At 60.4% G+C, this 21677-nt stretch carries 24 protein-coding genes and 1 other RNA gene; 13 read left to right on the top strand and 12 right to left on the bottom strand.

Annotation, left to right across the window (positions count from 1 at the left end; translation table 11 throughout):
• The 8 genes from GV827_RS18895 to gatC form a co-directional block, all read right to left on the bottom strand.
• Positions 1 to 163, bottom strand: a 163-nt coding sequence (locus GV827_RS18895) for a transposase (RefSeq protein WP_164355382.1), incomplete at its 3' end; no start/stop codon positions are given.
• 68 nt (positions 164 to 231) lie between these two features.
• Complete coding sequence (locus tag GV827_RS18900; protein WP_164355383.1) at positions 232 to 384, bottom strand: hypothetical protein; 153 nt, start codon at positions 382 to 384, stop codon at positions 232 to 234.
• A gap of 208 nt (positions 385 to 592) precedes the next feature.
• On the bottom strand, positions 593 to 760 hold the full coding sequence (gene rpmG / locus GV827_RS18905; protein ID WP_011454349.1) for a 50S ribosomal protein L33: 168 nt from the start codon (positions 758 to 760) through the stop codon (positions 593 to 595).
• Between the two features lie 166 nt (positions 761 to 926).
• An RNA gene (gene rnpB, locus GV827_RS18910) (RNase P RNA component class A) lies at positions 927 to 1322 on the bottom strand.
• An 86-nt stretch (positions 1323 to 1408) separates the two neighbouring features.
• Positions 1409 to 2074, bottom strand: a complete 666-nt coding sequence (locus tag GV827_RS18915) for an N-acetylmuramoyl-L-alanine amidase (RefSeq protein WP_164355384.1) — start codon at positions 2072 to 2074, stop codon at positions 1409 to 1411.
• A 3-nt stretch (positions 2075 to 2077) separates the two neighbouring features.
• Entirely contained in the window at positions 2078 to 2812 is a 735-nt protein-coding gene (locus tag GV827_RS18920; RefSeq protein WP_164355385.1) for a hypothetical protein, read from the bottom strand.
• Between the two features lie 41 nt (positions 2813 to 2853).
• A complete protein-coding gene (gene gatA, locus GV827_RS18925; protein WP_164355386.1) occupies positions 2854 to 4341 on the bottom strand; it encodes an Asp-tRNA(Asn)/Glu-tRNA(Gln) amidotransferase subunit GatA in 1488 nt (495 codons plus the stop codon).
• On the bottom strand, positions 4341 to 4628 hold the full coding sequence (gene gatC, locus GV827_RS18930; protein WP_164355387.1) for an Asp-tRNA(Asn)/Glu-tRNA(Gln) amidotransferase subunit GatC: 288 nt from the start codon (positions 4626 to 4628) through the stop codon (positions 4341 to 4343). The genes gatA and gatC overlap by 1 nt, the downstream gene beginning before the upstream one ends.
• Before the next feature lie 349 nt (positions 4629 to 4977).
• Here gatC and GV827_RS18935 point away from each other — a divergent pair, with 349 nt between their 5' ends.
• From GV827_RS18935 to GV827_RS18945, 3 genes are all read left to right on the top strand, one after another.
• Entirely contained in the window at positions 4978 to 6180 is a 1203-nt protein-coding gene (locus GV827_RS18935; RefSeq protein ID WP_164355388.1) for a GAF domain-containing sensor histidine kinase, read from the top strand.
• A 134-nt stretch (positions 6181 to 6314) separates the two neighbouring features.
• On the top strand, positions 6315 to 7010 hold the full coding sequence (locus GV827_RS18940) for a metal-dependent hydrolase (RefSeq protein WP_164355389.1): 696 nt from the start codon (positions 6315 to 6317) through the stop codon (positions 7008 to 7010).
• Between the two features lie 73 nt (positions 7011 to 7083).
• Positions 7084 to 7800: an NAD(P)-dependent oxidoreductase gene (locus tag GV827_RS18945; RefSeq protein ID WP_204325977.1), complete on the top strand. Its 717-nt coding sequence runs from the start codon at positions 7084 to 7086 to the stop codon at positions 7798 to 7800.
• Here the strand turns inward: GV827_RS18945 and GV827_RS18950 are convergent.
• A complete protein-coding gene (locus GV827_RS18950) occupies positions 7797 to 8249 on the bottom strand; it encodes a nucleoside deaminase (RefSeq protein WP_164355390.1) in 453 nt (150 codons plus the stop codon). The genes GV827_RS18945 and GV827_RS18950 overlap by 4 nt on opposite strands.
• Before the next feature lie 62 nt (positions 8250 to 8311).
• On the opposite strand from GV827_RS18950, the gene GV827_RS18955 reads away from it, so the two are divergent.
• The 10 genes from GV827_RS18955 to dtd all read left to right on the top strand — a co-directional run bounded on the left by GV827_RS18955 (position 8312) and on the right by dtd (position 16667).
• Positions 8312 to 9157: a pseudouridine synthase gene (locus tag GV827_RS18955; RefSeq protein WP_164355391.1), complete on the top strand. Its 846-nt coding sequence runs from the start codon at positions 8312 to 8314 to the stop codon at positions 9155 to 9157.
• Between the two features lie 165 nt (positions 9158 to 9322).
• The gene (locus tag GV827_RS18960; RefSeq protein WP_164355392.1) at positions 9323 to 9553 is read left to right on the top strand and encodes a hypothetical protein; all 231 of its coding nucleotides are present in this window, start codon (positions 9323 to 9325) and stop codon (positions 9551 to 9553) included.
• Between the two features lie 3 nt (positions 9554 to 9556).
• Positions 9557 to 10441: a 5-bromo-4-chloroindolyl phosphate hydrolysis family protein gene (locus GV827_RS18965; protein WP_164355393.1), complete on the top strand. Its 885-nt coding sequence runs from the start codon at positions 9557 to 9559 to the stop codon at positions 10439 to 10441.
• 39 nt (positions 10442 to 10480) lie between these two features.
• Positions 10481 to 11677, top strand: coding sequence for a toxic anion resistance protein (locus tag GV827_RS18970; protein ID WP_164355394.1), 1197 nt, complete (start codon positions 10481 to 10483; stop codon positions 11675 to 11677).
• A gap of 6 nt (positions 11678 to 11683) precedes the next feature.
• Positions 11684 to 12640, top strand: coding sequence for a DUF2927 domain-containing protein (locus GV827_RS18975; RefSeq protein WP_164355395.1), 957 nt, complete (start codon positions 11684 to 11686; stop codon positions 12638 to 12640).
• A gap of 35 nt (positions 12641 to 12675) precedes the next feature.
• The gene (locus GV827_RS18980) at positions 12676 to 13800 is read left to right on the top strand and encodes an SPFH domain-containing protein (RefSeq protein WP_164355396.1); all 1125 of its coding nucleotides are present in this window, start codon (positions 12676 to 12678) and stop codon (positions 13798 to 13800) included.
• Positions 13801 to 13860: 60 nt separating this feature from the next.
• Complete coding sequence (locus GV827_RS18985) at positions 13861 to 14397, top strand: cytochrome B (protein WP_164355397.1); 537 nt, start codon at positions 13861 to 13863, stop codon at positions 14395 to 14397.
• Positions 14398 to 14443: 46 nt separating this feature from the next.
• Positions 14444 to 15553 carry a TFIIB-type zinc finger domain-containing protein gene (locus GV827_RS18990; protein ID WP_164355398.1) on the top strand — a complete coding sequence of 370 codons (1110 nt, stop codon included), beginning with the start codon at positions 14444 to 14446 and terminating at the stop codon, positions 15551 to 15553.
• On the top strand, positions 15550 to 16224 hold the full coding sequence (locus GV827_RS18995) for a nitroreductase (RefSeq protein ID WP_164355399.1): 675 nt from the start codon (positions 15550 to 15552) through the stop codon (positions 16222 to 16224). Before GV827_RS18990 ends, GV827_RS18995 begins: the two co-directional genes overlap by 4 nt.
• Positions 16224 to 16667 (top strand): D-aminoacyl-tRNA deacylase, encoded by a 444-nt coding sequence (dtd, locus tag GV827_RS19000; RefSeq protein ID WP_164355400.1) that lies wholly within the window; start codon positions 16224 to 16226, stop codon positions 16665 to 16667. The genes GV827_RS18995 and dtd overlap by 1 nt, the downstream gene beginning before the upstream one ends.
• Before the next feature lie 247 nt (positions 16668 to 16914).
• Here dtd and GV827_RS19005 read toward each other — a convergent pair whose 3' ends face one another.
• From GV827_RS19005 to GV827_RS19015, 3 genes are read right to left on the bottom strand one after another with little or no spacing between them, the layout of a single operon-like run.
• On the bottom strand, positions 16915 to 18105 hold the full coding sequence (locus tag GV827_RS19005) for an HlyD family type I secretion periplasmic adaptor subunit (RefSeq protein WP_164355401.1): 1191 nt from the start codon (positions 18103 to 18105) through the stop codon (positions 16915 to 16917).
• Positions 18102 to 20327, bottom strand: coding sequence for an ATP-binding cassette domain-containing protein (locus tag GV827_RS19010; RefSeq protein ID WP_164355402.1), 2226 nt, complete (start codon positions 20325 to 20327; stop codon positions 18102 to 18104). Before GV827_RS19010 ends, GV827_RS19005 begins: the two co-directional genes overlap by 4 nt.
• Positions 20324 to 21580, bottom strand: coding sequence for a TolC family protein (locus tag GV827_RS19015; RefSeq protein WP_235930448.1), 1257 nt, complete (start codon positions 21578 to 21580; stop codon positions 20324 to 20326). Before GV827_RS19015 ends, GV827_RS19010 begins: the two co-directional genes overlap by 4 nt.
• Positions 21581 to 21677 lie beyond the last annotated feature (97 nt).

The raw sequence follows: 21677 nt of genomic DNA on the forward strand, positions 1-21677 counted from the left end.
GCAGGTCGCGCCATGGCGACCCGGTGCGTACCCGCCAGAAGACCGCCTCCAGAAACAGGCGATTGTCCTTTGCCGTGGCTCCGGAATCGCTGGCCTTACCCGGAAGATGCGGCTCAAGCCGCTGCCAAAAGACGTCCGACACCACAAATCGCTGCTCGTTCATTCAAACCTCCATTTTGGAAGCTTGAATCAGAAATCGGGCCAAATGGGAATCCTAAATGTCCACAGGCCCTAGAAAGGTTCGTGTCCGATACCGGTAAAGCCGATGCTGTGGCTCAGGTGCGGCAACATCATGGGCTGGGCGGGCGGCAGGACAAGCGGATCATCGGTACAGGCAGACAGCAGACCGCCCATCAGCACGGCGGCAACGAGTAAGCGTGGCATATGTATTCCTTGGCAGATCAGGATTGCGCCACTATTGCCGACACACCGCGCAGCGACAAGCCCGACAATGATCCACTAGGCTTGGACAGATCGTCTGCAAGCGATTTGCTGTGCGCACGCTGATACGCGTCAAGGCTCACACGATGCATTGTCCAACGCAAAAAGCCGCGCAGATTGCGCGGCCTTGCATCAGAACAGAAGCCTGATCTTACTTGATCTTGCCTTCTTTGTATTCCACGTGCTTGCGCGCAACGGGGTCATACTTCCGCACGACCATCTTTTCGGTCATGGTACGCGCGTTCTTCTTTGTTACGTAGAAATGGCCTGTGCCCGCGGACGAGTTCAGACGGATCTTGATCGTGGTTGGCTTTGCCATCTTGTCATCTCCTGCTGCACCCGGGCCTATGCGGGGTGCGTGAATTCTGAAACCCGGCTTCTAAATGAAAGGGGGGCCGAGTCAACACCTAAAGGACGGGTTTGTCCGCAGGCGTGACCTCCAGCCGATGGCGCGGCACCTGCCTGACGGTGCCGATAGAAAAAATACGCGCGGAAGGCCTGTAAGCCGGATTCTGTCCAAGGGTTGCCCCTCTGGATGACCATTCCTCTGACCGCACCGTTGCCGATGCGGCTATAGCTGCCAACCCGGACCTGCTGGGGCAAAAGCAGCCCTGTCTTGCGACACGCGGTCCCTATTTGGCATTGCTCCCGGTGGGGCTTGCCGTGCCGCCCCTGTTGCCAGCGGCGCGGTGGGCTCTTACCCCACCCTTTCACCCTTACCCCACATCGGTTTCGGTTGCCCGACCTGATGCGAGGCGGTTTGCTTTCTGTGGCGCTTTCCGTCGGGTTGCCCCGCCCGGGCGTTACCCGGCACCGTTACTTTTTGGAGTCCGGACTTTCCTCGACAAGGTTACCCTCACCGCAGTCATCCAGCCTTCCGCGCAAGACTGCAGGTAGTGTCCCACCTGTGGTCGCGTCAATGGGTCAAGCGTTGGCGGCGCGGGATTTTTTGCCAAAATGGGGGCGCTTAGCCCATTGAATGCCGGCCAAGTCGATAATCGAGGGGATGAAGAGGGCCGCTGCGCCATGGCGCAAAGCGCAGGCGCGTGGCGTTGAGCAAGGTCTCAAACGGGACATCAGCCGTAAAACCCGCCGCTTGAGCGCATGTGCGAAAGCTGGCCTCTGTCACCTCCTTTGGCGTTTCTCCTTGGGCGCATACCGCGAGATTGCGGCGGGCAAGCCGCGCCCAGTCGAAATGCGGCCCCGGATCCCCCTTGCGCCCCGGCGCCATGTCCGAATGGCCGATCACGCCTTCGGGTCCGATGCCCCACTTCTGCATGAGCCGGTCCATAAGGTGCTCAAGTGCCGCCATCTGTGGCTCCGGGAACGGGTGATTGCCTGCATTATCAAGTTCAATCCCGATAGAGCGGGAGTTGATATCGCCCTGCCCCAACCATTCTCCAGCACCCGCGTGCCAAGCACGCTGGTCATCCGCCACCAGTTGGGTAACCTGACCGTTTGTCGCGATGACATAATGCGCCGAAACCTCAACCTGGGGGTCGCACAGCCGCTCAATCGCTGCTGCCGCGCTTTGCATGGCAGTGTAGTGCAGCACGATCAGTTGCGGGGTCAGACCGTCGCGCCGTGGCCCGCAGTTGGGGGACGGGTGCCAGACAAACTCCAAGTCTGACACGCCTTACCCCTGCTGGGCTGCGCGCCGGAAGGGGGTCGGATCCCATGTGCAGGCAAAGCCGTCACCGTCGGGGTCCACGCCCATGCGATCCCGATCCGGGCCGCCGCGTGCCAGAAAGTCGATCTGCGCCTGATCGGGGCTGGCATATTCCGCGCAGGCACGGTCATACTTGGCCTGTTTGTTGAAACCCGTCCGGCGATAGACTGGTGTGCCGGGCGCATGACCGGTTTGGATCGCGTAGGCCACGATATTGGGGCCTGAATCCGTGCGGTCGGGCAATGCCTCTGGCTGGACGACCTGATACTGGGACCGGTTCGCCGCGATCCGGGCGGCATCCGCGTTGATACTGCGCTGGCCGGAAACCGCATCAAAGTTGTTTTCATCCGAGATGCCGGCTGCGTTCAGGACGGGCGGAGGCGGGTTCGACGGGCTGGCATTCAGCGGCTCGCCCCCGGAATTGCTGACCACGGCGGCACCGGGCCGTGTCGCAGCCAGCACGCGCGCGGTTTCGGCGGCCGTTGCCTCGGCAGAGCCGTCGTTCGCGGTGGCCTGAAGCGGCACGGAGGAGACCTGCGCAGGGGCTGGCACGCCGCCACCGGCAAGAGCCGCATCGCGGGCGCGCTGTTCAGCGGTGAACTGATCGTCAAAGCCCACGCCGCGGCCGGAGTCGGGGACCGCGGGTTGACAGGCCGCAAGCGCCGCGCCAGCGACGAGAACAAGGAAAGCGCGTGGGGTCATGGATCCTGCTTTGTCTTTTTGACTGCTTTATTACGCGGGGTTTACCACCATTTGTCCGGTTTGGCTACAAAGCCCGCCGCCTGTTCCAATGCGTAGGCGGAAGACAGCAAATCCGCTTCTTCCCATGGGCGTCCGATCAGTTGCAGCCCCAAAGGCAGCCCCTGACGGTCCGTGCCTGTCGGCACGGCGATGCCGGGAAGACCCGCCAGGTTCACGGTCACTGTAAAGACGTCATTGAGATACATCTGCACCGGATCGGCATCCGTCATCTCGCCCAGACCGAAGGCGGCAGAGGGCGTGGCAGGTGTTAGGATGCTGTCGATCCCTTGGGCAAAGACATCCTCGAAGTCTTTCTTGATCAGCGTGCGTACCTTGCGCGCGCGGTTGTAGTAAGCGTCATAAAAGCCAGCTGACAGCACGTAGGTGCCGATCATCACCCGGCGCTGGACCTCGTGGCCGAAACCTTCGGCGCGTGTCTTTTCGTACATCTCGGTGATGCCGTCACCCTGATCCAGCTTGGCACGGTGGCCGTAGCGCACACCGTCATAGCGGGCGAGGTTCGAAGACGCCTCGGCGGGGGCGATCACGTAATAGGCGGGCAGCGCGTACTTGGTGTGCGGCAGCGAGATATCGACGATCTCGGCGCCTGCGTCCTTCATCATTGCGATGCCGTCTTGCCACAGCTTTTCGATCTCTTCCGGCATGCCGTCCATACGGTATTCCTTGGGGATGCCGATTTTCTTGCCACGCACGTCACCTGTGAGCGCGGCCTCAAAGTCCGGCACGGGCAGATCGGCCGAGGTGGAATCCTTGGGATCATGTCCGCACATCGCTTCAAGCATGATTGCCGCGTCGCGCACCGACTTGGTCATTGGCCCGGCCTGATCGAGGGACGAGGCAAAGGCCACAATGCCCCAGCGCGAGCAGCGCCCGTAGGTTGGTTTGATGCCCACGGTGCCGGTAAAGGCGGCAGGCTGGCGGATCGAACCGCCAGTGTCGGTGCCGGTCGCCGCGAGGCAAAGGTCTGCAGCAACTGCAGCGGCTGAGCCGCCCGAAGAGCCGCCGGGTGTCAGTTGAGCATCATCATTGCCACGCCGCCAAGGGTTCACGGCGTTGCCGTAGACCGAAGTTTCATTGGAGGAGCCCATGGCGAATTCGTCCATGTTGAGCTTGCCCAGCATGACAGCGCCCGCGTCAAAAAGGTTCTGACTGACAGTGCTTTCGTATTCCGGCAGGAAGCCTTCGAGAATGCGGGAGCCCGCCTGGGAAGGCACGCCCTTGGTGCAGAACAGGTCCTTGATGCCGATGGGCAGGCCACACATGGCGGGCGCATCGCCCTCGCTCAGACGTTTGTCCGCTGCTGCGGCCTGCTCCATGGCGATCTCTGGCGTGTGGTGGACAAAGGCATTCAGCGCCCCTGCTCCGTCGATGGCCGCCAAGCAGGCTTCGGTCAGGTCTTTTGATGTAGTCTCGCCGCTGCGCAGCGCGTCGCGGGCTGCAGCCAGCCCCAGTTTGTTCAGATCAGACATTATTCAACCACCTTCGGCACTGCAAAGAAGCCTTCCCGCGCGTCGGGCGCATTCGACAGGATCTTGTCCTGCTGATTGCCGTCCGTCACCTCGTCCTTGCGCCGTTTCAGGCGCTGCGGCGTGACTGATGTCATCGGCTCAACCCCCTCCACATCGACTTCGCTCAGCTGTTCAATAAACCCCAGAATGCCGTTGAATTCCTGTGCCAGCGCAGGCAGCGCGTCAGGTTCGACCTTGATCCGGGCCAGTTTTGCCACGCGGGCGGCGGTTGTCTCATCGATTGACATGGGCGGTCCCCTCTGCGGTCATCTCGTTTCCCTGCCAATACCGCCCCCGGCGAGGCCTCGCAAGGGCGGGTCCATGTGAAATGTGGCAACGGATCGATCTAGGGACGGGCAATTGCCCCGCGGCTTGATCTGGCGGTCAACACCGTTCCGGATCAGAGCATCTTTTAAGCGGGGAGGATGTCTGAAAACGAGCGTCAGAACTGAGCCAGATCATCGTTAACCCAGCCTTAACCAAAAGCCCTGAACTCGCCTCAATTGGCGGTCGGCCTGCCTTACTTGAGCCAAGCCCGGTCCCTAGCTCAATACGCAATCAGGTATGAAAACCTTTCAGCAAACGTTTGAGGCCGACATGAGAACCTATCCGATCCCCTTCAATGAAGTACAACGCAGCGCCGCAGTGCAAAACGTGCCCGGTTTGACCCGTGAAAACCACGATGTCTTTGATAATCTGTGCCGGGCCACTGCCGCTTTGCTGGATTGCCCGATTGCCCACATCAGCGTCGTCGAAGAAGACAAGCAGTGGTACAAGAGCGTTGTTGGTATCGACCTTTCCGATATGCCCAAGGACAATTCGTTCTGTACCCTCACAATCATGAGCGATAGCCCGATGGTTATCACGGACCTCAGCAAAGACCCGAAGTTCAGCGAACATCCGATGGTCGCGGAAGGCGGTCCGCAGGCGCGATTTTACGCCGGTGTGCCTCTTGTGCTGTCTTCCGGGTATCGCTTTGGCAGTCTGTGTGCGCTTGATCTGGTGCCTCATGAAATGCCCTCGGATCAGCTTCTTGTTGTTCTGGAACACCTTGGAAAATACGTGGTTGCAGCCCTTGAAAAGGCGCCGGCAGCCCCCGCAGTGACAGAGGATGAGCATGGGCATTCTACGTTTCTGAATCTTGTCGGCCATGAACTGCGCACACCACTTACAATCGTGAACGGCGGCCTCAAATTACTGGAGCACCGGATTGAAGACGATGTGGTCAAGCAGCTTGCCAAGAGTTCCATCAAATCGACGGACCATCTTGCGAAACTTATCGATTCAATACTGAAGTTCAGTGATGTTTCGACCGGCGAATTGCAACTGAATGAGCAAAACACAGATCTTGGTGCGTTGCTGACCAATCTTGTAGAAACGCATGCCACCGCGCTCGCCGATGCACACAAGTCGATTGAGGTCACCAATCTTTCGACATCCAGACCTGTGTTACTTGATCCAGAACACATCAATATTTGTGTTACGTCACTGCTGCTGAATTCGGTCCTGCACGGCGGCGACACGGTTGAACTGTCCTGCACTCATGATGCCAAAGGACACATTGAAATACATGTGATCGATGATGGAAACATTGACGAACACGTTGAATTGGCTGAGCTTTACAAGCCCTTCATCATCGGCGGTGATGTCGAAAGACGGGGAACTCGCGGTGGCTTGGGGCTTGGCCTGCCTCTGACCCGCAAGCTGGTTGAGCTGCACGGCGGAGAATTCGAGGTCCGTTCAGAGGTTGATAGAACAGTGGCTTGCATTCGCCTTCCCAAGTGGCGGGAACTGAACTGAGGCGTGATACGCTGATCACGTCAGCAGTGTTGGCAGGCGTGCTGTCCATCGGCATGGCAGGGAACCACAGCAAGGCTAGACCTTTTGCGATGTCCTACTAAACTGCCCCCAAACATATTGGGGGAGAGACATCCATGAATATCATCTGGCTTGGCCACGGTTCATTCCGGTTCGAAATCGAAGATCAGGTGATCCTGCTGGACCCGTGGCTGAACGGCAATCCGATGTTGGCCGAAGATCAACATGCCGCGGCCATTGACGGCGCGACGCATATCCTTGTGACCCACGGCCACTTTGACCACGTCACCGACGTGGTGGAGATCTCCAAACAGACCGGCGCGCCCGTGTCTGGCATGTACGAGCTGGCCGCCTATCTGACGGCGCAGGGCGCTGTGGAAGGTGCTGGCTTTAACATGGGCGGCACTGTGCAGATCGGGGACAAGGTCAGCGCCAGCATGGTGCCGGCCTCGCACTCATCAACGAACAGTGTGAATGACATGCCAGTCGACATGGGCAGCGAGAGCGGATTTATCCTGCGTGGTGAGGGACATACGATCTATATCTCAGGTGACACAGGTATCATGGCCGACATGGACTGGATCGGGGATTTCTACAAACCCGACATCGGCATTCTGTCGGCAGGCGGTCATTTTACCATGGGCATGGCTGAGGCTGCCTATGCCGCGAAACGGTATTTTGATTTCGAGACCGTTATCCCCTGCCACTACCGCACCTTCGAGTTGCTTGAGCAATCGGCCAAGGTGCTGGCAGACGGTCTGCCCGGCGTGGATGTGATCGAGGCGGAGGTCATGACCCCCATCGCGCTGTGATGTCGCAGGTCGTCGGTTCTGCGGAACCTCCTTTGGTCCGCCGGGTTGAGGGGGGTAATCACAGGAGACGACGATGACCGACGCCGCAGACAAACCGCTGACCTTGACGATCTTTGGGGCCTCAGGCGCCACGGGGCGCGCCGCGATCAAGGCCGCGCGCCGCAGGAACCATAAAGTGCGGGCGGTTGATCATCATCTGCCTGAGCAAAGCGAAGACGATCCGATGATCACGCATGTTCAGGCCGATGTGCTGCAGGACGATCTGCGCGAACATGTGCGCGGTGCCGATGCGGTTCTGTCCTGCGTTGGGGTCGGGAATGCGCCGGAAACACTCCTGGACCCGCCGCCCCTTTATACCGATGGCACCGACGCGATTTGCAACGCGATGGAAGCAGAGGCGGTAAAGCGGCTGATCGTGATCTCAGCCACCTTTGTTGAAACACGCAATCGTGGGCCGATCTGGTTCAAGCTGCCAGCAATGACCAGCCTGCATCTGGTCTTTGAACAGATGAAGGAGATGGAGCACAACCTGCAGCGGCACAAAGGGCTAGACTGGACGGCTGTCCGCCCTGGATGGCTGATGGAAGGTCCCCTGACAGAAGACTACGTGGTGCAGGACGACGAGATCCCCAAAGACCTGATCCGAACGCGCCATGCGGACCTTGGGCACTTCATGGTGTCGTTGGCCGAGAGTGGTGAGTGGGTGCGTCAAACCCCGGCAATCGCACGGGATGAACCGGCCCATACCACGTCACCCCTTGCCGTTCTGGACGAGATCATGGGCGGCTAGGCCCTTTTTCCGGCAAAGAAACCCTTGAGCAGTTCTTCGCAGGCCAGCCCGTCTATTCCGTCAAAGACCTCCGGGCGATGATGACACTGCGGATGGTCGAAAACGCGGGCGCCATGGGCGACGCCGCCGGATTTCGGGTCAGCCGCGCCGTAATACAGCCGCTTAATCCGGGCCGCCGAAATGGCAGCGGCACACATCGGACAGGGTTCCAGCGTCACATACAATGTGTGGTCGACCAGTCTTTCGGATGCGGACAGCTTGCAGGCCTGACGGATCGCCAGAACCTCGGCGTGGGCCGTGGGATCGCTCAGTTCCCTTGTCCGGTTGCCAGCCTTTGAAACGACATTTCCGACAGGATCGACGACCACCGCACCAACGGGCACTTCGCCTCTGGCGCCAGCCGCACGCGCCTCTTCCAGCGCCTGATCCATGAAAGAACGGAAAACCATGGGCGCAAGAGGACCGCAAAAGCCACCCTTTCGCAAGTCTGCCAAAGCGGCTAAGCGGGGGTATGACAGACAAATCCTCCCCAGATACGCCGCCCGGCGACCGCATAGCCAAAGTCTTGGCCCGCGCAGGCGTTGCCTCGCGCCGCGAAGCGGAACGCATGATCGAAGCTGGCCGGGTCAGCGTGAACGGCAAACAGATCACCTCCCCGGCGCTTAACGTATCGGAAAATGACAAGATCACTGTGGATGGAAAGCCGGTATCAGAGCCTGAGCCCCCTCGGATGTGGCTATATCACAAGCCGCCGGGACTGGTGACCACAACGCGGGATGAAAAAGGCCGCGAGACGATCTTTGACAAGTTACCCGAAGATATGCCGCGTGTGATGACCGTGGGGCGGCTTGACCTGAACTCCGAAGGTTTGTTGTTGCTGACCAACGATGGGGGCATCAAGCGCAAGCTGGAACTGCCCAGCACCGGCTGGCTGCGCCGCTACCGGGTGCGGGTCAACGGGCGACCCACGGACGACAGCCTTGAACCGCTGCGCAAGGGCATCACGATCGACGGCGAACGTTTCCTGCCGATGACGGTCACGCTGGACCGTCAGCAAGGTGCGAATGCATGGCTGACCGTGGGGCTGCGCGAGGGCAAGAACCGTGAGATTCGCCGTGCAATGGAGGCGGTCGGACTGAGTGTGAACAGGCTGATCCGGATCAGCTATGGTCCTTTCCAGCTGGGTGAGCTGAAGGCTGGGGAAGTAGAGGAATTGCGCCGCAAGATCGTGCGCGACCAGCTTGGGCTGGAACTGGAAGATGACAGCGGGACGGCGGTGAAAAAGCCCAAGGCGGTCAAGCACATGTCCCGAAAAAGCCCCGCCCCGCGACAGCGCAGAAAAACGCCAAGGCCATAATGCCGCCAGTATGACTTGACGCTGTTTCGATGTCGCTTTTGCGGCAGGGGATTGCGCTTTGACCGCCAGAGCAGGTTGGATGCGCGACACTCAGGCAAACGGCATGAGCCCGACCCTAGCACCCGCTGCATATAACGCCTATGTTGCAGGGCAGAGAGAGGTACTATGGGCCGATTGTTTCTGATCCTGATGGTCTTGGTGGCGTGCGTTGTCATCGCCATGATACTTCATTCGATCATAACCGGCATCATCGAGGCCGGTCAGCGCGGCTTGCGCCCCGTACTGGGGCAAACAAAGGATGGGGAAATGGCACCGACCGGCATTCAAAAGGCCGCCTATGTGGCTTTGATTGTTGTCCTTTTCGGCGTAGCTTCTGGCTGGCTAGGAGGGATGTAGACCGTGGCACAACGCTTTGGCGGAAAATACAGCCCGGATGGCACAAATGGCGATGCCCCCCGCCCCGCACGCCGGGTCGAAGTAGATCCCGCTGGGGGGCGGTCGAACGTGATGTTCGTACCGGCCATCGTGCTGGTCGCCACCACGTTGTCCGATGGGGCGCTGCCCATGACGCTGGGATTGGCTGGCGCGGGTGTCTGGACGCTCTCTGCATGGCTATTGCGTGAAGGGCTGCAGGCTGAGGCTGCGTTTCGGGCGCGCAAGGTGGCCCGGCGCCCGGCGTTGCCGCGCAAGATGCTGGCAGCCGTTGGGATCGGTGTTGGAACCGCACTGGCAGTCATGGCGCATGTCAACAATACAACCGACGTATTGGCGCCCCTCTTGTTCGGGGTCTGCGCCAGTGCGCTGCATCTGGTGGCCTTTGGCATTGACCCGTTGAAATCCAAGGGCATGGAAGGGATCGACACCTTTCAGCAAGACCGCGTGGCCCGCGTGGTGATTGAGGCCGAAAAGCATCTGAATGCGATGACGGACGCGATCAGGCGCGCGGGCGACCGGAAGGCCGCTGCCAAGCTGGAAGACTTTCAGGAGACGGCACGCACCCTGATCCGCACGGTCGAGGAAGATCCGCGCGATTTGACCGCGGCGCGCAAGTATCTTGGCATCTATCTGCAGGGCGCGCGTGACGCGACGATCAAGTTTGCGGATATCTATAGCCGCACCAAGGATAAAGAAGCCCGGGACGACTACATGGCGCTGCTTGATGATCTGGATCACAATTTTGCCGCCCGCACGCGGAAATCCTTGCTGGATGATCGCAGCGACCTGACCATTGAAATTGACGTGCTGCGCGAGCGGCTGTCGCGTGAAGGGGTGCGTCTGGAATAACCTGCGCACTTCGCCATAAACTTTAAGGGACTCCATCAAATGTCTGAAAATGTTCGTGAAAAAGCCGCCAAGGAATTAGCCTTGGTCGAAGAGGTGACCGCCGTTGTGCTGCCTGAACCGGCCGAGGCAAATGCGATTGTGCCACTCAAGCAAGCCGACAAGCCGCTGGGCGAAGAAATCAAGCGCCGCATGGCCGAGATCGACATGGAGGATACGCAGTCCATCGTTTCGTTTGGCTCTGCTGCGCAAGCGGAATTGCAGGAAATCAGCCAGTCCATGCTGGCCGATGTCCGCAATAAGGATGTTGGGCCGGCAGGCGATTCCCTGCGCAATATCGTGACCACCATTCGCGGTTTCTCGGTTTCGGAACTGGATGTCCGGCGCGAACGGAGCTGGTGGGAAAGGCTGATCGGGCGGGCCGCGCCCTTTGCGAAGTTCACCGCGCGGTTCGAAGAGGTACAGGGGCAGATCGACCGGATCACGGACAACCTGCTGGGCCATGAGCACACGCTGCTGAAAGACATCAGATCGCTCGATATGCTCTATGAAAAAACGCTCCAGTTCTATGATGAACTGGCGCTGTATATCTCGGCCGGGGAAGCAAAGCTGGAGGAGCTCGACAGCAAGACCATTCCCGCCAAGGAGAAAAAAGTCGAAAAGGCCGCAGAAGACGCGGCGGTCATGAAAGCACAGGAGTTGCGCGACATGCGGGCCGCCCGTGATGATCTGGAACGCCGGGTGCATGATCTGAAACTGACGCGTCAGGTCACCATGCAATCGCTGCCCTCCATCCGGTTGGTGCAGGAAAACGACAAGAGCCTTGTGACCAAGATCAACTCTACCCTCGTCAACACTGTTCCCCTGTGGGAGACGCAGTTGGCGCAGGCCGTGACCATTCAGCGCTCGGCCGAAGCGGCGGCGGCAGTGCGCGAGGCAAATGACCTGACCAATGAGCTGCTGACGTCGAACGCAAAGAACCTGCGCGACAGCAACAAGATGATCCGTCAGGAAATGGAGCGCGGTGTATTCGACATCGAAGCGGTCAAACAGGCCAACGCCGATCTGATCGGCACCATCGAAGAAAGCCTGCAGATTGCCGATGAAGGCAAGGCAAAGCGCGCGGCTGCTGAAAAGGAACTGAAGGAGATGGAAGCCAAGCTGCGTGATACACTGGCTGCTGCCAAGGCCAAAAAGACAGGCTTGGGTGAAACCGCCTCAGGATCGGTGCCTGGCTGATCCGACATGGGGTTTTGGGCCGGCCATAAAACACTGCGCTGGGGGGCTGTTTTGGCAGCGACCCTGACGCTTGTCGCCTGTGTGCAGGGACCTGTTGGAGAATCGCTCAAGCCGCAGGCACGCCCGGCAAACGCAGCACCGCCCCCCGTTGTTGCCAAGCCCACGTCAGAGAAAAGCGCCCTGCTGCGCCAATACCTCAATCAGGTGCAGCAGGCGCAGTTGAGCCAAGGATTGCTACGACAGGATGGTGGCGGCGTAGACACACCCTTCACGCCTGACATTCTGGCGCGCAACTTTGAACAGATCGTCTTTTTCAATGAGTATGACGGCAACTTTTCAGGCCGTGGTGGGGCCAGCCCGCTGCGCCGCTGGGAAGATCCGGTACGCATGGAAGTCATCTTTGGCGCCAGCGTCCCGCCGTCGCGCCGCAAAAGTGATACCGACGATGTAAACCGTTACGCCCGCCGGCTGGCGCGTGCAACGGGGCATCCTGTGTCCGCCGTGGGACAGCCGAATTTTCTGGTGATCATCGCATCCGAGGACGACCGGAGCGAAACGCTGATGCAGGCCGCGACGCGCGTGCCGGGCATCTCTGCGGCCTCTTTGCGGGCGTTACGCGACATGCGCAGAGATACCTATTGCGCCGTGGCTGCCTACGCTGCTGGTCCGAACGCAAATGTGTACACGGCCGCGGTCGCGGTCATCCGCGCTGAAAACCCCGATTTGCTGCGCCTGTCATGCATTCACGAGGAACTGGCGCAGGGCATGGGGCTGGCCAATGACAGCCCCGCCGCCCGTCCGTCCATCTTTAACGATGACGACGAATTCGCGCTGCTGACAGATCACGACGAACTGCTGTTGCAAATGCTTTATGACCCGCGCCTGCGCCCCGGCATGAGCGCCACCGAAGCAGCACCCATCACAAGGATCATCGCCCGCGAGCTTTTGGGCGGACCGCTTTGATCCAGAACTGACATACGACGCAAAGGATTGACCCCATGGGCATTTTTGACTTTCTCACCGGCGAGTTTATCGACGTCATCCATTGGGTGGATGACACCCGCGACACCATGGTCTGGCGGTTTGAGCGCGAAGGCCACGAGATCAAGTACGGTGCCAAGCTGACCGTGCGTGAAGGTCAGGCGGCGGTCTTCGTGCACGAAGGCCAGCTGGCGGATGTCTTTACCCCCGGTCTTTATATGCTTGAGACCAACAACATGCCGATCCTGACCACGCTGCAACATTGGGATCATGGCTTCAAAAGCCCCTTCAAATCCGAGATTTATTTCGTCAACACGACGCGCTTCAATGATCTGAAATGGGGCACAAAGAACCCGATCATCGTGCGCGACCCGGAATTCGGCCCGGTCCGCCTGCGCGCCTATGGCACCTATTCCGTCCGCGTCAGCGATCCGGCACGTTTCCTCACGGAAATCGTCGGCACTGATGGTGAATTCACCATGGATGAGATCAGCTACCAGATCCGCAACGTCATCGTGCAGGAATTCTCGCGCACCATCGCGCGTGCGCAGATCCCGGTGTTGGACATGGCGGCCAATACCCGAGAGCTGGGCAAATTGGTGGCGCAGGAGATCGCCAAGCAAATCGGAGAATACGGCCTGTCATTGCCTGAACTCTACATCGAAAACATCTCGCTTCCTCCGGCAGTTGAAGAGGTCTTGGATAAACGATCTTCCATGGGTGTGATCGGGAACCTGAACGAATACGTGCAGTTTCAGGCGGCCGAAGCCTTGGGCCGCGATGGTGCAGGTGCGGCGGCCATGCAGACCGGGTTGGGCGCGGGCCTTGGCATGCAGATGGGCCAGGCAGCGGCTGCGCAGGCAGGACCCTGGGGCGCACGCACGCAAGCCCCGGCTCAAGCGCAGGCCCCAATGGCTTCGCCACCGCCCCCTCCTGTTGAGCACGTCTGGCACATCGCCGAGGGTGGAGAGACGAAGGGTCCATTTTCCAAGGCCGCTCTGGGGCGGATGGCCGCCGAAGGGGCGCTGACCCGCGAGACCTACGTCTGGACACCCGGGCAGGATGGCTGGCAGCGCGCAGAAGATGTCGTGGAACTGGCGCAGCTTTTTACCGTTTTGCCTCCACCACCTCCGGGTGCATAGGCGGGCACAGCAGATCATGTTCTGTCGTGCTGTAACACTGGCGTTGGCGAGACAGCCGTGATGCGCCTTCCGCAACGGCGGACGGCCCTCAAGATCATGCACTGGGCCATGGTTCCCCTGCTGATCTGGTTCATCCTTGTCACGCCGGATGACGTGCTGCCCTTTGGCCCTACGGCGTTTCAGTTCCACTCCATTCTTGCGCTGGTGTTCGTGACGCTTTGCCTTTTGTGGACTGCCGATTATCTGCGCCGTGGCCTTGCCAGCCGTCCCGGCCCCAAGCTTGGCCCTCTGGCGCGGTTGATCCATCAAATGCTGCACAAGCTGCTGATCTGGGGCCTGTTTGGTGTGGCAATCGGTGGGTTTCTGCTGGGCCTGACCTCGGCAAGGATGCTCAAGGCGGGCGGGTTCCTGCCCATTGCCCCACCGCTGGGCCTGCGAGAAGTCAATGAGATCATTGGCAAAATTCACATCTACGAGTTTTACCTGCTAACCTTTATCGCCGCTATCCACGCGGCCTTTCACATCTGGCGTCACGTCAAACTGCGCGACAATGCCCTGCGGATCATGGCCCCCAAGGCGCTGCATCGCTTTTTGTAGGCGACACACGCTGGCAGGCCGCCCGGATCAACGCTATGTCTGAGCCATGGCCGATACGCTGACACCTGACACCCCCCTGACAGAGCATCGCTTTCCCTGCGATACCTGCGGGAGTGACCTGCGCTACGCGCCAGATGCGGGCAAGCTGGTCTGCGATCATTGCGGCAATACGGAACCCATCGAAGGCACGGGATTTCGCTTTCAGCCCATCGCGGAACTGGACCTGCACAAGGGTCTGCAAGCGGACCTCGCAGCAGACCAGATGGAAGAGACCCGCGTCACAACCTGCCCGAATTGCGCCGCTCAGGTCGAATTTGAGGCTGGCAAACACGCGACCGAATGTCCCTTCTGCGCGACCCCCGTGGTGGTCGACACCGGCACCCACCGCCATATCAAACCGCGTGCCGTCCTGCCCTTCGCCCTGACCGAAGAGATCGCCCGCGATGCCATGAAAGACTGGCTGGGCGCGCTTTGGTTTGCGCCAAACGGGTTGCAGGAATACGCCCGCAAGGGCCGCCGGATGCAGGGTATATATGTTCCCTACTGGACCTACGACGCCGATACAAAATCCAGCTACACCGGCCAGCGCGGCACGGTCTACTACGTGACCCGCACGGTCATGCGCGACGGTAAACGCGTGCAGCAACAGGTGCAGAAGGTCCGCTGGCGCCCGGCCTCTGGACGGGTGGCACGCTTCTTCGATGACGTGCTGGTTCTGGCCTCTCAATCCCTGCCCAAGAAATACACAGATGCGCTCGAGCCCTGGGATCTTTCCGCGCTGGAGCCCTACGCCCCCGAATACCTCGCAGGCTTCCGCGCCGAAGCCTATGCGGTGTCCTTGGAAGATGGCTTCAAGGAGGCGCGCGCGCATATGGACAGGGTGATCGAACGCGATGTGAAATTCGACATCGGCGGCGACCGCCAGCGCGTCCATTCCATCGACACGTCCCTCAGTGGTCTCACCTTCAAGCACATTCTGCTCCCGGTCTGGCTTGCCGCTTACAAATACCGGGGAAAGACCTACCGTTTCGTCGTGAACGGCCGCACCGGACGGGTTCAGGGCGAACGCCCCTACTCGGCCATCAAAATCACCATCGCGGTGATCCTCGGCGCCATCGCCGCAGGCATCATCGGCTATCTGGCAGCACAGCAATGACCGCATATGACACTTTGAAAGACACCCTAACGTCCCGCTATTCCTGCCGGGGGTTCAGGCCCGATCCGGTCCCGGACACGGTTATCACACAGATTGTCGACGCCGCGCGCCATGTGCCGTCATGGTGCAATGCCCAGCCCTGGCAGGTCACGATCACCAAGGGCCCGGCGACTGAAGCCTTGCGGGCGTATCTCACTGACATCGCCACCAAGGGCACCCCGCCAGAACCCGACCTGGAATGGCCCAAGAAATACTCGGGAGAGTACGGCGAACGGCGTCGGACCTGCGGATTCCAACTCTATGACGCTGTCGGCATTGCCAAGGAAGACCGGGCCGCCCGCGCCCAGCAGATGCTCCAGAACTATGCCTTGTTCGGTGCGCCCCACGCCGCGATCATTCACTCACCCGCCGAACTTGGCCCATACGGTGCCATGGACACCGGCGGTTTCGTGACCGCCTTTACCCTCGCCGCCACCGCCCTTGGCGTTGCCACCATCCCGCAGGCCGCCATCGCCGCCTATGCGCCACAGGTCCGCGAACACCTGGGCATCGGGCAAGACCGGCTGATCCTCTGCGCGATCTCGTTTGGCTATGCCGACCCGGACCACCCGGCCAACCAGTTCCGCACGGAACGCGCGCCCACTGTCGATATCATCGACTGGAAGAACTGATGCGCGCCCTCCTACAACGGGTCACACAGGCCTCTGTCTCCGTAGACAGCACCAAGATCTCGGAAATCGGACCCGGTCTGCTGGTCTTTGTCTGCGCCATGCCAAACGACACCGAAACCACGGCCGAAACGCTGGCTGCCAAGATCGCCAAACTCCGGCTCTTCAAGGACGAGGCCGGGAAAATGAATCTCAACCTGTCCCAGACAGGTGGCGAGGCTCTCGTTGTCAGCCAGTTCACCCTGGCCGCCGACACCTCTCGCGGGACCCGCCCCGGCTTTTCCTATGCCGCCAAGCCCGACGTGGCGCGCGCTCTTTATGAACATTTCGCGAGCCACCTCGCCACCCTGGACATTCGCACCCAGCGCGGCCAGTTCGGTGCCGATATGTCCGTTGCCCTCACCAACGATGGCCCCGTGACGATCTGGCTTGATACGGATACCTGACCACCTGGTTTCGGAGCCGCCATTGCGTGAGACCAGGCAGACAGGGGCAGCGCCGGTTGCCAAGGCAAATCGTCGAGGGGCCCCTTGGGGATACGACTATTTTCCTTGGGAAGCGGGGCTGACGCTGTCAGACAGGGCTCGGGCACGGGCGGCGTTGCCACCATTTGGTTTTGGTGGGCCAGCAGCGCCTGACACATTCCAACCGCCGGTCCGGCGAAGACGCGCGACGCGCGGATGAGCGGGCCGCTCAGGGCTCGCGGAACGCTTCTTTCGATTTGTAGAGCGGTTTCAGAAGATACTGCAGGACCGTCTTTGCGCCGGTGTGCAATTCGACGCTGGCCTGCATCCCCGGTCTGATCTGCAAGGAGGCCTGCCGTTCCGTCAGGTTCTGCGTATCCACCTTCAACGTGACCTTGTAATGCGGGTTCCCATCCGCCTCCCGTGCACGTTCATCCTTGAAGGTGTCGGCAGAGACCAGTTTCACCTGCCCTTTCAGGGTGCCGTAGATCGTATAATCATAGGCGGAAAGTTTGATCGTCGCTTCCTGTCCCGGCCGCACGCTGGCGATGTCTTCGGGGGGCACCCGGGCCTCCACGAACAATTCCTCGTCCAGCGGAATGATCTGCAGGATCTCTTCTCCGGGCCGCACCACCCCGCCAATCGTGGTCACGCTGAGGTTGTTCACGATTCCCCGCATGGGGGAGGTCAGCACGGTGCGGTTCAGCTGATCCGTGCTGGCCGTGAGGTTCTGGCGCAGGGTCGCCAGCTCTTTCAGCACATCGGAGTATTCCTGAGCCCGGTCCAATTCGGTTTGCGTGACAATTTCATCAAAGCGGATCCGTGCATCGGCATAGGCCTTGCGCGCCCGGGTCGCCTCGAGCAGCGACACGATGTTGCGGTCCAGCAAATCGTTCATCAGATCGCGCTCGCGCTGCGCCTCGACCAGCACCCGCTTGGCCCCTTCAGAGCGGGACACAAAGTCGGATTGCCGCGCCATCAACAGGGCGCGTTCACTTTCCACAATTGCGGGCGTGCGTCCGGCCCATTCATCTGGCACAGAGAAATCGAACTGGCCGGCAAGTTCAGCTTCAAGGCGCAAGCGCCTGATTTCGAATGCCGATATCTGGTCGCGCAAATCATCGACCGAGGACTGGAACTGCGTGCCATGCAACCGTGCCAGCACATCGCCCTTGTTCACGATATCGCCTTCGGCCACCTCAAGCTGGGCAAGGATGCCGCCTTCGAGGTTCTGAATGATTTGGGGCCGCGAGGACGAGATCATCGACCCTTCGGCGCGCACGATCTCATCCACCCAGGCAAAGGCGGCCCAGATCAGGAACAGCAGTACCGAGGCAGCGCACAGCCAGATCACCATGGACGGGCCGCGCATCTGCCTGCCAAGCTGTGCATCGAACTGTGTCGGGTTCACCAGTGTCATGCCGCCTGCCCCTTGCTACGGGCAATGTGGCTCAGCACCTTGTCCTTGGGACCATCGATCGTCATCCGTCCGCCCTGCAGGACCAGTGTCCGGTCGGTGAGCGCGAGGATCGGCGCACGGTGGGTGGCGATGATGGCGGTGCGCCCCGCCATCCAGCTTTGCAACCGGCTGACTAGCGTTGCCTCGAGCGTCTGATCAAGTGCTGCGGTCGGTTCATCCAGCAGACATATCTGCGGATCCTGTAACCAAAGCCGCGCCCAGCCGATCGACTGGCGCTGCCCGATGGACAGCCCTGCCCCGTTGTCCTTGATCTCAAGATCGAGGCCCTTGTGATGTTCTGTGACGAAAGGACCAAGTCCCGCGAAATCCAGCGCCGCCTGCAAGCGGGCGTCATCGCGCTCCAGCATCGTCAGGTTCAGGTTGTCGCGCAGTGTGCCCGCAAAAAGCCGTACGTCCTGCCCCAGATAGCCGATCAATCGGCGCAGATCGCGCGGCTCGATCTGGCTCATCTCCGTGCCGTCGATCAGAACGCGCCCCGTCTCGGGCGCATAGAGGCCCGATAGCAGTTTCAACAGGGACGATTTTCCCGATCCGTTGGCCCCCAACACCGCAACCTTTTGTCCCGGCAGGATCGCCATGCCCTTGATGTCCAGCGTCGGTGCACCATCATCGTCGTAGCGGAAGGTCACATCGCGCAGCTCGTAGTGACCCTTCAGGGCCTCCCGGCGCAGGTAGCTGCGGTTTTCTTCCGTGTCCTGTTCGACCTGTGCGATTGCCTCCAACCCATCAAGCGCCGATTTCACGTTGCCCCAGCGTGCCATCGTCCCGGCAAGCTGTGTGAGCGGGGCCAGGGTACGGCCCGTGAGGATGCCCACCGCGATGATGGAGCCAACTGTGAATTGTCCTGCGAAAACAAGATAGGTTCCCGTGATCACGGCGGCCACGTAGGTGCCCTGCTGGACCCCCTGTGACCAGAATGTTAGGGTGGAAGCGAGCTTGCGCTGATCGGAGGATTTCATCGCCTGCAGCGTATTCAACTCGTGCCAGAGCCGCATTACCCGGTCCTCACCGCGCTGGGTCTTGAGGGTATCAAGCTCAAAGATCGTCTCGTGCAGCAGACGCGAGGCCTTGGCGGAGGCACCTTGCGTCTCTTGCGTCAGACGGATCATCTTTTTCTGCAAAAAGAAGCCGGGGATGACCATCAGGATCCCCCCCAGAACCAGCACCCAGACAACATTGCCTGCGATGCTGGCCACGAGGAACAGAAAGACGAAGATGAAGGGAATGTCCGCGATCGTGCCGATGGTTGACGCGGTAAAGAATTCCCGCACGGACCCGAATTCGCGCATGGACGAAAAGACCTGATTGGGTGCCTGCCCCCTGACATCAGAGCGCATCCCAAGGATGCGCTCCATCAGGACCTGAAGCACAGAGGTTTCGATCTGACGTCCGGCCCCGTCCATCAGGCGCGCCCGCGCGATCTTGATAAAGGCCTCCATCAGCAGTGCGAGGGCGGCACCCGCCGCCAATACCCACAGCGTCGCCTCGGACTGGTGCGGGATCACCCGGTCATAGACCTGCAACGAGAAAAGCGCGACCGCAACCGCCAGAAGGTTTGCGATGAATGAGCCAAGTGCGATCTCGGCCATTTGTCGACGGAAGCGGCCAAATTGCCCCCAGAACCAATGCGGTGCCTTGCTTTCCGTCTTGTGCGTTTCTGCAACCTTGGCCAGCGGCGCCTCGGCCCGCACGATCAACCCTGCGAAAAACGGTGTGAAATCAGCGACCGGCACATGTGCCCTGTTGTCGGGGCAGGTCTTGTCGAAAATGATCAGATCGCCCCGTGACTGACCCAGCACCAGAAGCACCTGACCGGAGGTCATATAGGCAAGGGCCGGCCAATAGTCCGCATGGGGCCGTTCAACCCGGCTGACCTGCGCCAGAAGACCGAGCGAGACAAGCCCTTGCGAAATCGCCGCCGCCTCTTCGTGTTCCGCCGCCCCTTCGCGTGTCGCGGCACCAATCACTTCGAAAAGATCGCGCTGAATGGCCGCGACGCCCAGAAGCCCGGCATAGGTCGCCGCCAGCCCGGCACGTGTCGCGATGCGGTCCTTGAACCGGTTTTCCTTTGCATCAGCCGGAGAGACCGCGGTGTTTGCAGGCGCAATTCGACCCTGATTGCCGTTGGTGATAGTCAGCGTGAAGGGGCGCTTCTGGGTCAAATCTCATCCCCATCCGCCAAAACGCCCAGAAGTCGTGCCAGTTCGACCTGCAATCGCAGCGCATCGTATTTCAGCGTGACTTCCTCATGCTGCTGGCGCTGGTAAGTTTCATAGACGCTGACCACGTCGATAACCTGTCGCTGACCCGCGTCGTATTGTGCCTGAAAGAGATCAAGATTTTCCTTGGCTTGCGCGGTCAGACCAGCGGCCTCGGCTGCCTGGCGGGACTTGGCGGCGATCTGACCTTCGAGCTTGCGCAGACGGCGATTGGCGTCCTCATTGGCCTGAGACACCTTGCGGCCTGCCGCCTCCTTGGTCGCTTCAATCGCGCGCAGGGACGCGCCGGTGCCAAGACCCAACAGGTTTTCCGATCTGACCCGCAGCCCAAAATCGGAATTTTCGCCCACGGTGCCACCGGCAGAGAGGCCCGGCAGTTGATCCGCCCGGTCGATCTTGGCCGCTGCAATCGCGCGGGTCTTCTCCGCCTCGGCCAGCACCACGTCCAAGGGCTGCGCTGCGGACGATGACACGTTGAAGGCAGGCACGCCGCGCAGAGCGGTAAGCGGTTCGATCGACATGGCATTCAGTTCTGCAATTGCGGTGCTCGCCTGCTCGGCATTCGCGGCGCGGTCGGCTTTGATCTCTGCCAGCTTTTGACGCAGGATGTTGAGGTCAGACCGGTCCGACACGCCGCCGCGTACCCGCTCTGACATGATGTATTCAAAGTGGCCCATGTCTTTGAGCGACCGCTCGGACAGAACGGATTTCTCGCGCCCCTCGGCGGCTGTCAGATAGAGATCCAGCGCCGTGCCGACGCGATCATTGGTGTCCTGCGCCAGACCAACAGCCGCGACCTCAACATCGGCGATTGCAAACTCTCGCTCGCCCTTGAGACGTCCGTTGTCAAATAGCACCTGATCCACAACCAGATTGGTAACCAGTGAGCCCAATGATGTCAGGCTGATCTGCGGGCCGATCTTTGGCAACCAGTTCTTGCTTGCCGCCTCAGACCGAAGCCGGGCTGATCGCAGCTCGGCCTCTGCGGCACGGGAGTTGGCCGCCAACACAGAGGTCGCCACCCGCTCAAAGCTGCTGTCCGACGGCAGCACCGACCGGCGGCTCATGAGCCCCTGAATGATCACGCTCTCGGAGTTTACTTTTTCGGCATGGGTCGGCTTGGCAACAGAGGTGTTGTCAGGTGATTTCAGTCGCGCGACGAAATCGCCGCCCGCGTCGGACAGACATCCTGTCAATGCGAATGCTGCTGCACAGCAGACGACTGCCCTTTTTACACCTTGCCCCATGTCCTGCCTTTAGCGGTACATTTATGTAAGGGCGCGGGTCATTTGC

Source organism: Sulfitobacter sediminilitoris (assembly GCF_010667575.1).
GTDB lineage: Bacteria > Pseudomonadota > Alphaproteobacteria > Rhodobacterales > Rhodobacteraceae > Sulfitobacter > Sulfitobacter sediminilitoris.

What these genes read in the sequence shown, in the direction of transcription:
- GV827_RS18900 (WP_164355383.1), bottom strand. Translation starts at nt 384, where the DNA reads ATGCCACGCTTACTCGTTGCCGCCGTGCTGATGGGCGGTCTGCTGTCT.
- rpmG (WP_011454349.1), bottom strand. Translation starts at nt 760, where the DNA reads ATGGCAAAGCCAACCACGATCAAGATCCGTCTGAACTCGTCCGCGGGC.
- GV827_RS18920 (WP_164355385.1), bottom strand. Translation starts at nt 2,812, where the DNA reads ATGACCCCACGCGCTTTCCTTGTTCTCGTCGCTGGCGCGGCGCTTGCG.
- gatA (WP_164355386.1), bottom strand. Translation starts at nt 4,341, where the DNA reads ATGTCTGATCTGAACAAACTGGGGCTGGCTGCAGCCCGCGACGCGCTG.
- gatC (WP_164355387.1), bottom strand. Translation starts at nt 4,628, where the DNA reads ATGTCAATCGATGAGACAACCGCCGCCCGCGTGGCAAAACTGGCCCGG.
- GV827_RS18935 (WP_164355388.1), top strand. Translation starts at nt 4,978, where the DNA reads ATGAGAACCTATCCGATCCCCTTCAATGAAGTACAACGCAGCGCCGCA.
- GV827_RS18940 (WP_164355389.1), top strand. Translation starts at nt 6,315, where the DNA reads ATGAATATCATCTGGCTTGGCCACGGTTCATTCCGGTTCGAAATCGAA.
- GV827_RS18945 (WP_204325977.1), top strand. Translation starts at nt 7,084, where the DNA reads ATGACCGACGCCGCAGACAAACCGCTGACCTTGACGATCTTTGGGGCC.
- GV827_RS18950 (WP_164355390.1), bottom strand. Translation starts at nt 8,249, where the DNA reads ATGGTTTTCCGTTCTTTCATGGATCAGGCGCTGGAAGAGGCGCGTGCG.
- GV827_RS18955 (WP_164355391.1), top strand. Translation starts at nt 8,312, where the DNA reads ATGACAGACAAATCCTCCCCAGATACGCCGCCCGGCGACCGCATAGCC.
- GV827_RS18960 (WP_164355392.1), top strand. Translation starts at nt 9,323, where the DNA reads ATGGGCCGATTGTTTCTGATCCTGATGGTCTTGGTGGCGTGCGTTGTC.
- GV827_RS18970 (WP_164355394.1), top strand. Translation starts at nt 10,481, where the DNA reads ATGTCTGAAAATGTTCGTGAAAAAGCCGCCAAGGAATTAGCCTTGGTC.
- GV827_RS18975 (WP_164355395.1), top strand. Translation starts at nt 11,684, where the DNA reads ATGGGGTTTTGGGCCGGCCATAAAACACTGCGCTGGGGGGCTGTTTTG.
- GV827_RS18980 (WP_164355396.1), top strand. Translation starts at nt 12,676, where the DNA reads ATGGGCATTTTTGACTTTCTCACCGGCGAGTTTATCGACGTCATCCAT.
- GV827_RS18985 (WP_164355397.1), top strand. Translation starts at nt 13,861, where the DNA reads ATGCGCCTTCCGCAACGGCGGACGGCCCTCAAGATCATGCACTGGGCC.
- GV827_RS18990 (WP_164355398.1), top strand. Translation starts at nt 14,444, where the DNA reads ATGGCCGATACGCTGACACCTGACACCCCCCTGACAGAGCATCGCTTT.
- GV827_RS18995 (WP_164355399.1), top strand. Translation starts at nt 15,550, where the DNA reads ATGACCGCATATGACACTTTGAAAGACACCCTAACGTCCCGCTATTCC.
- dtd (WP_164355400.1), top strand. Translation starts at nt 16,224, where the DNA reads ATGCGCGCCCTCCTACAACGGGTCACACAGGCCTCTGTCTCCGTAGAC.
- GV827_RS19005 (WP_164355401.1), bottom strand. Translation starts at nt 18,105, where the DNA reads ATGACACTGGTGAACCCGACACAGTTCGATGCACAGCTTGGCAGGCAG.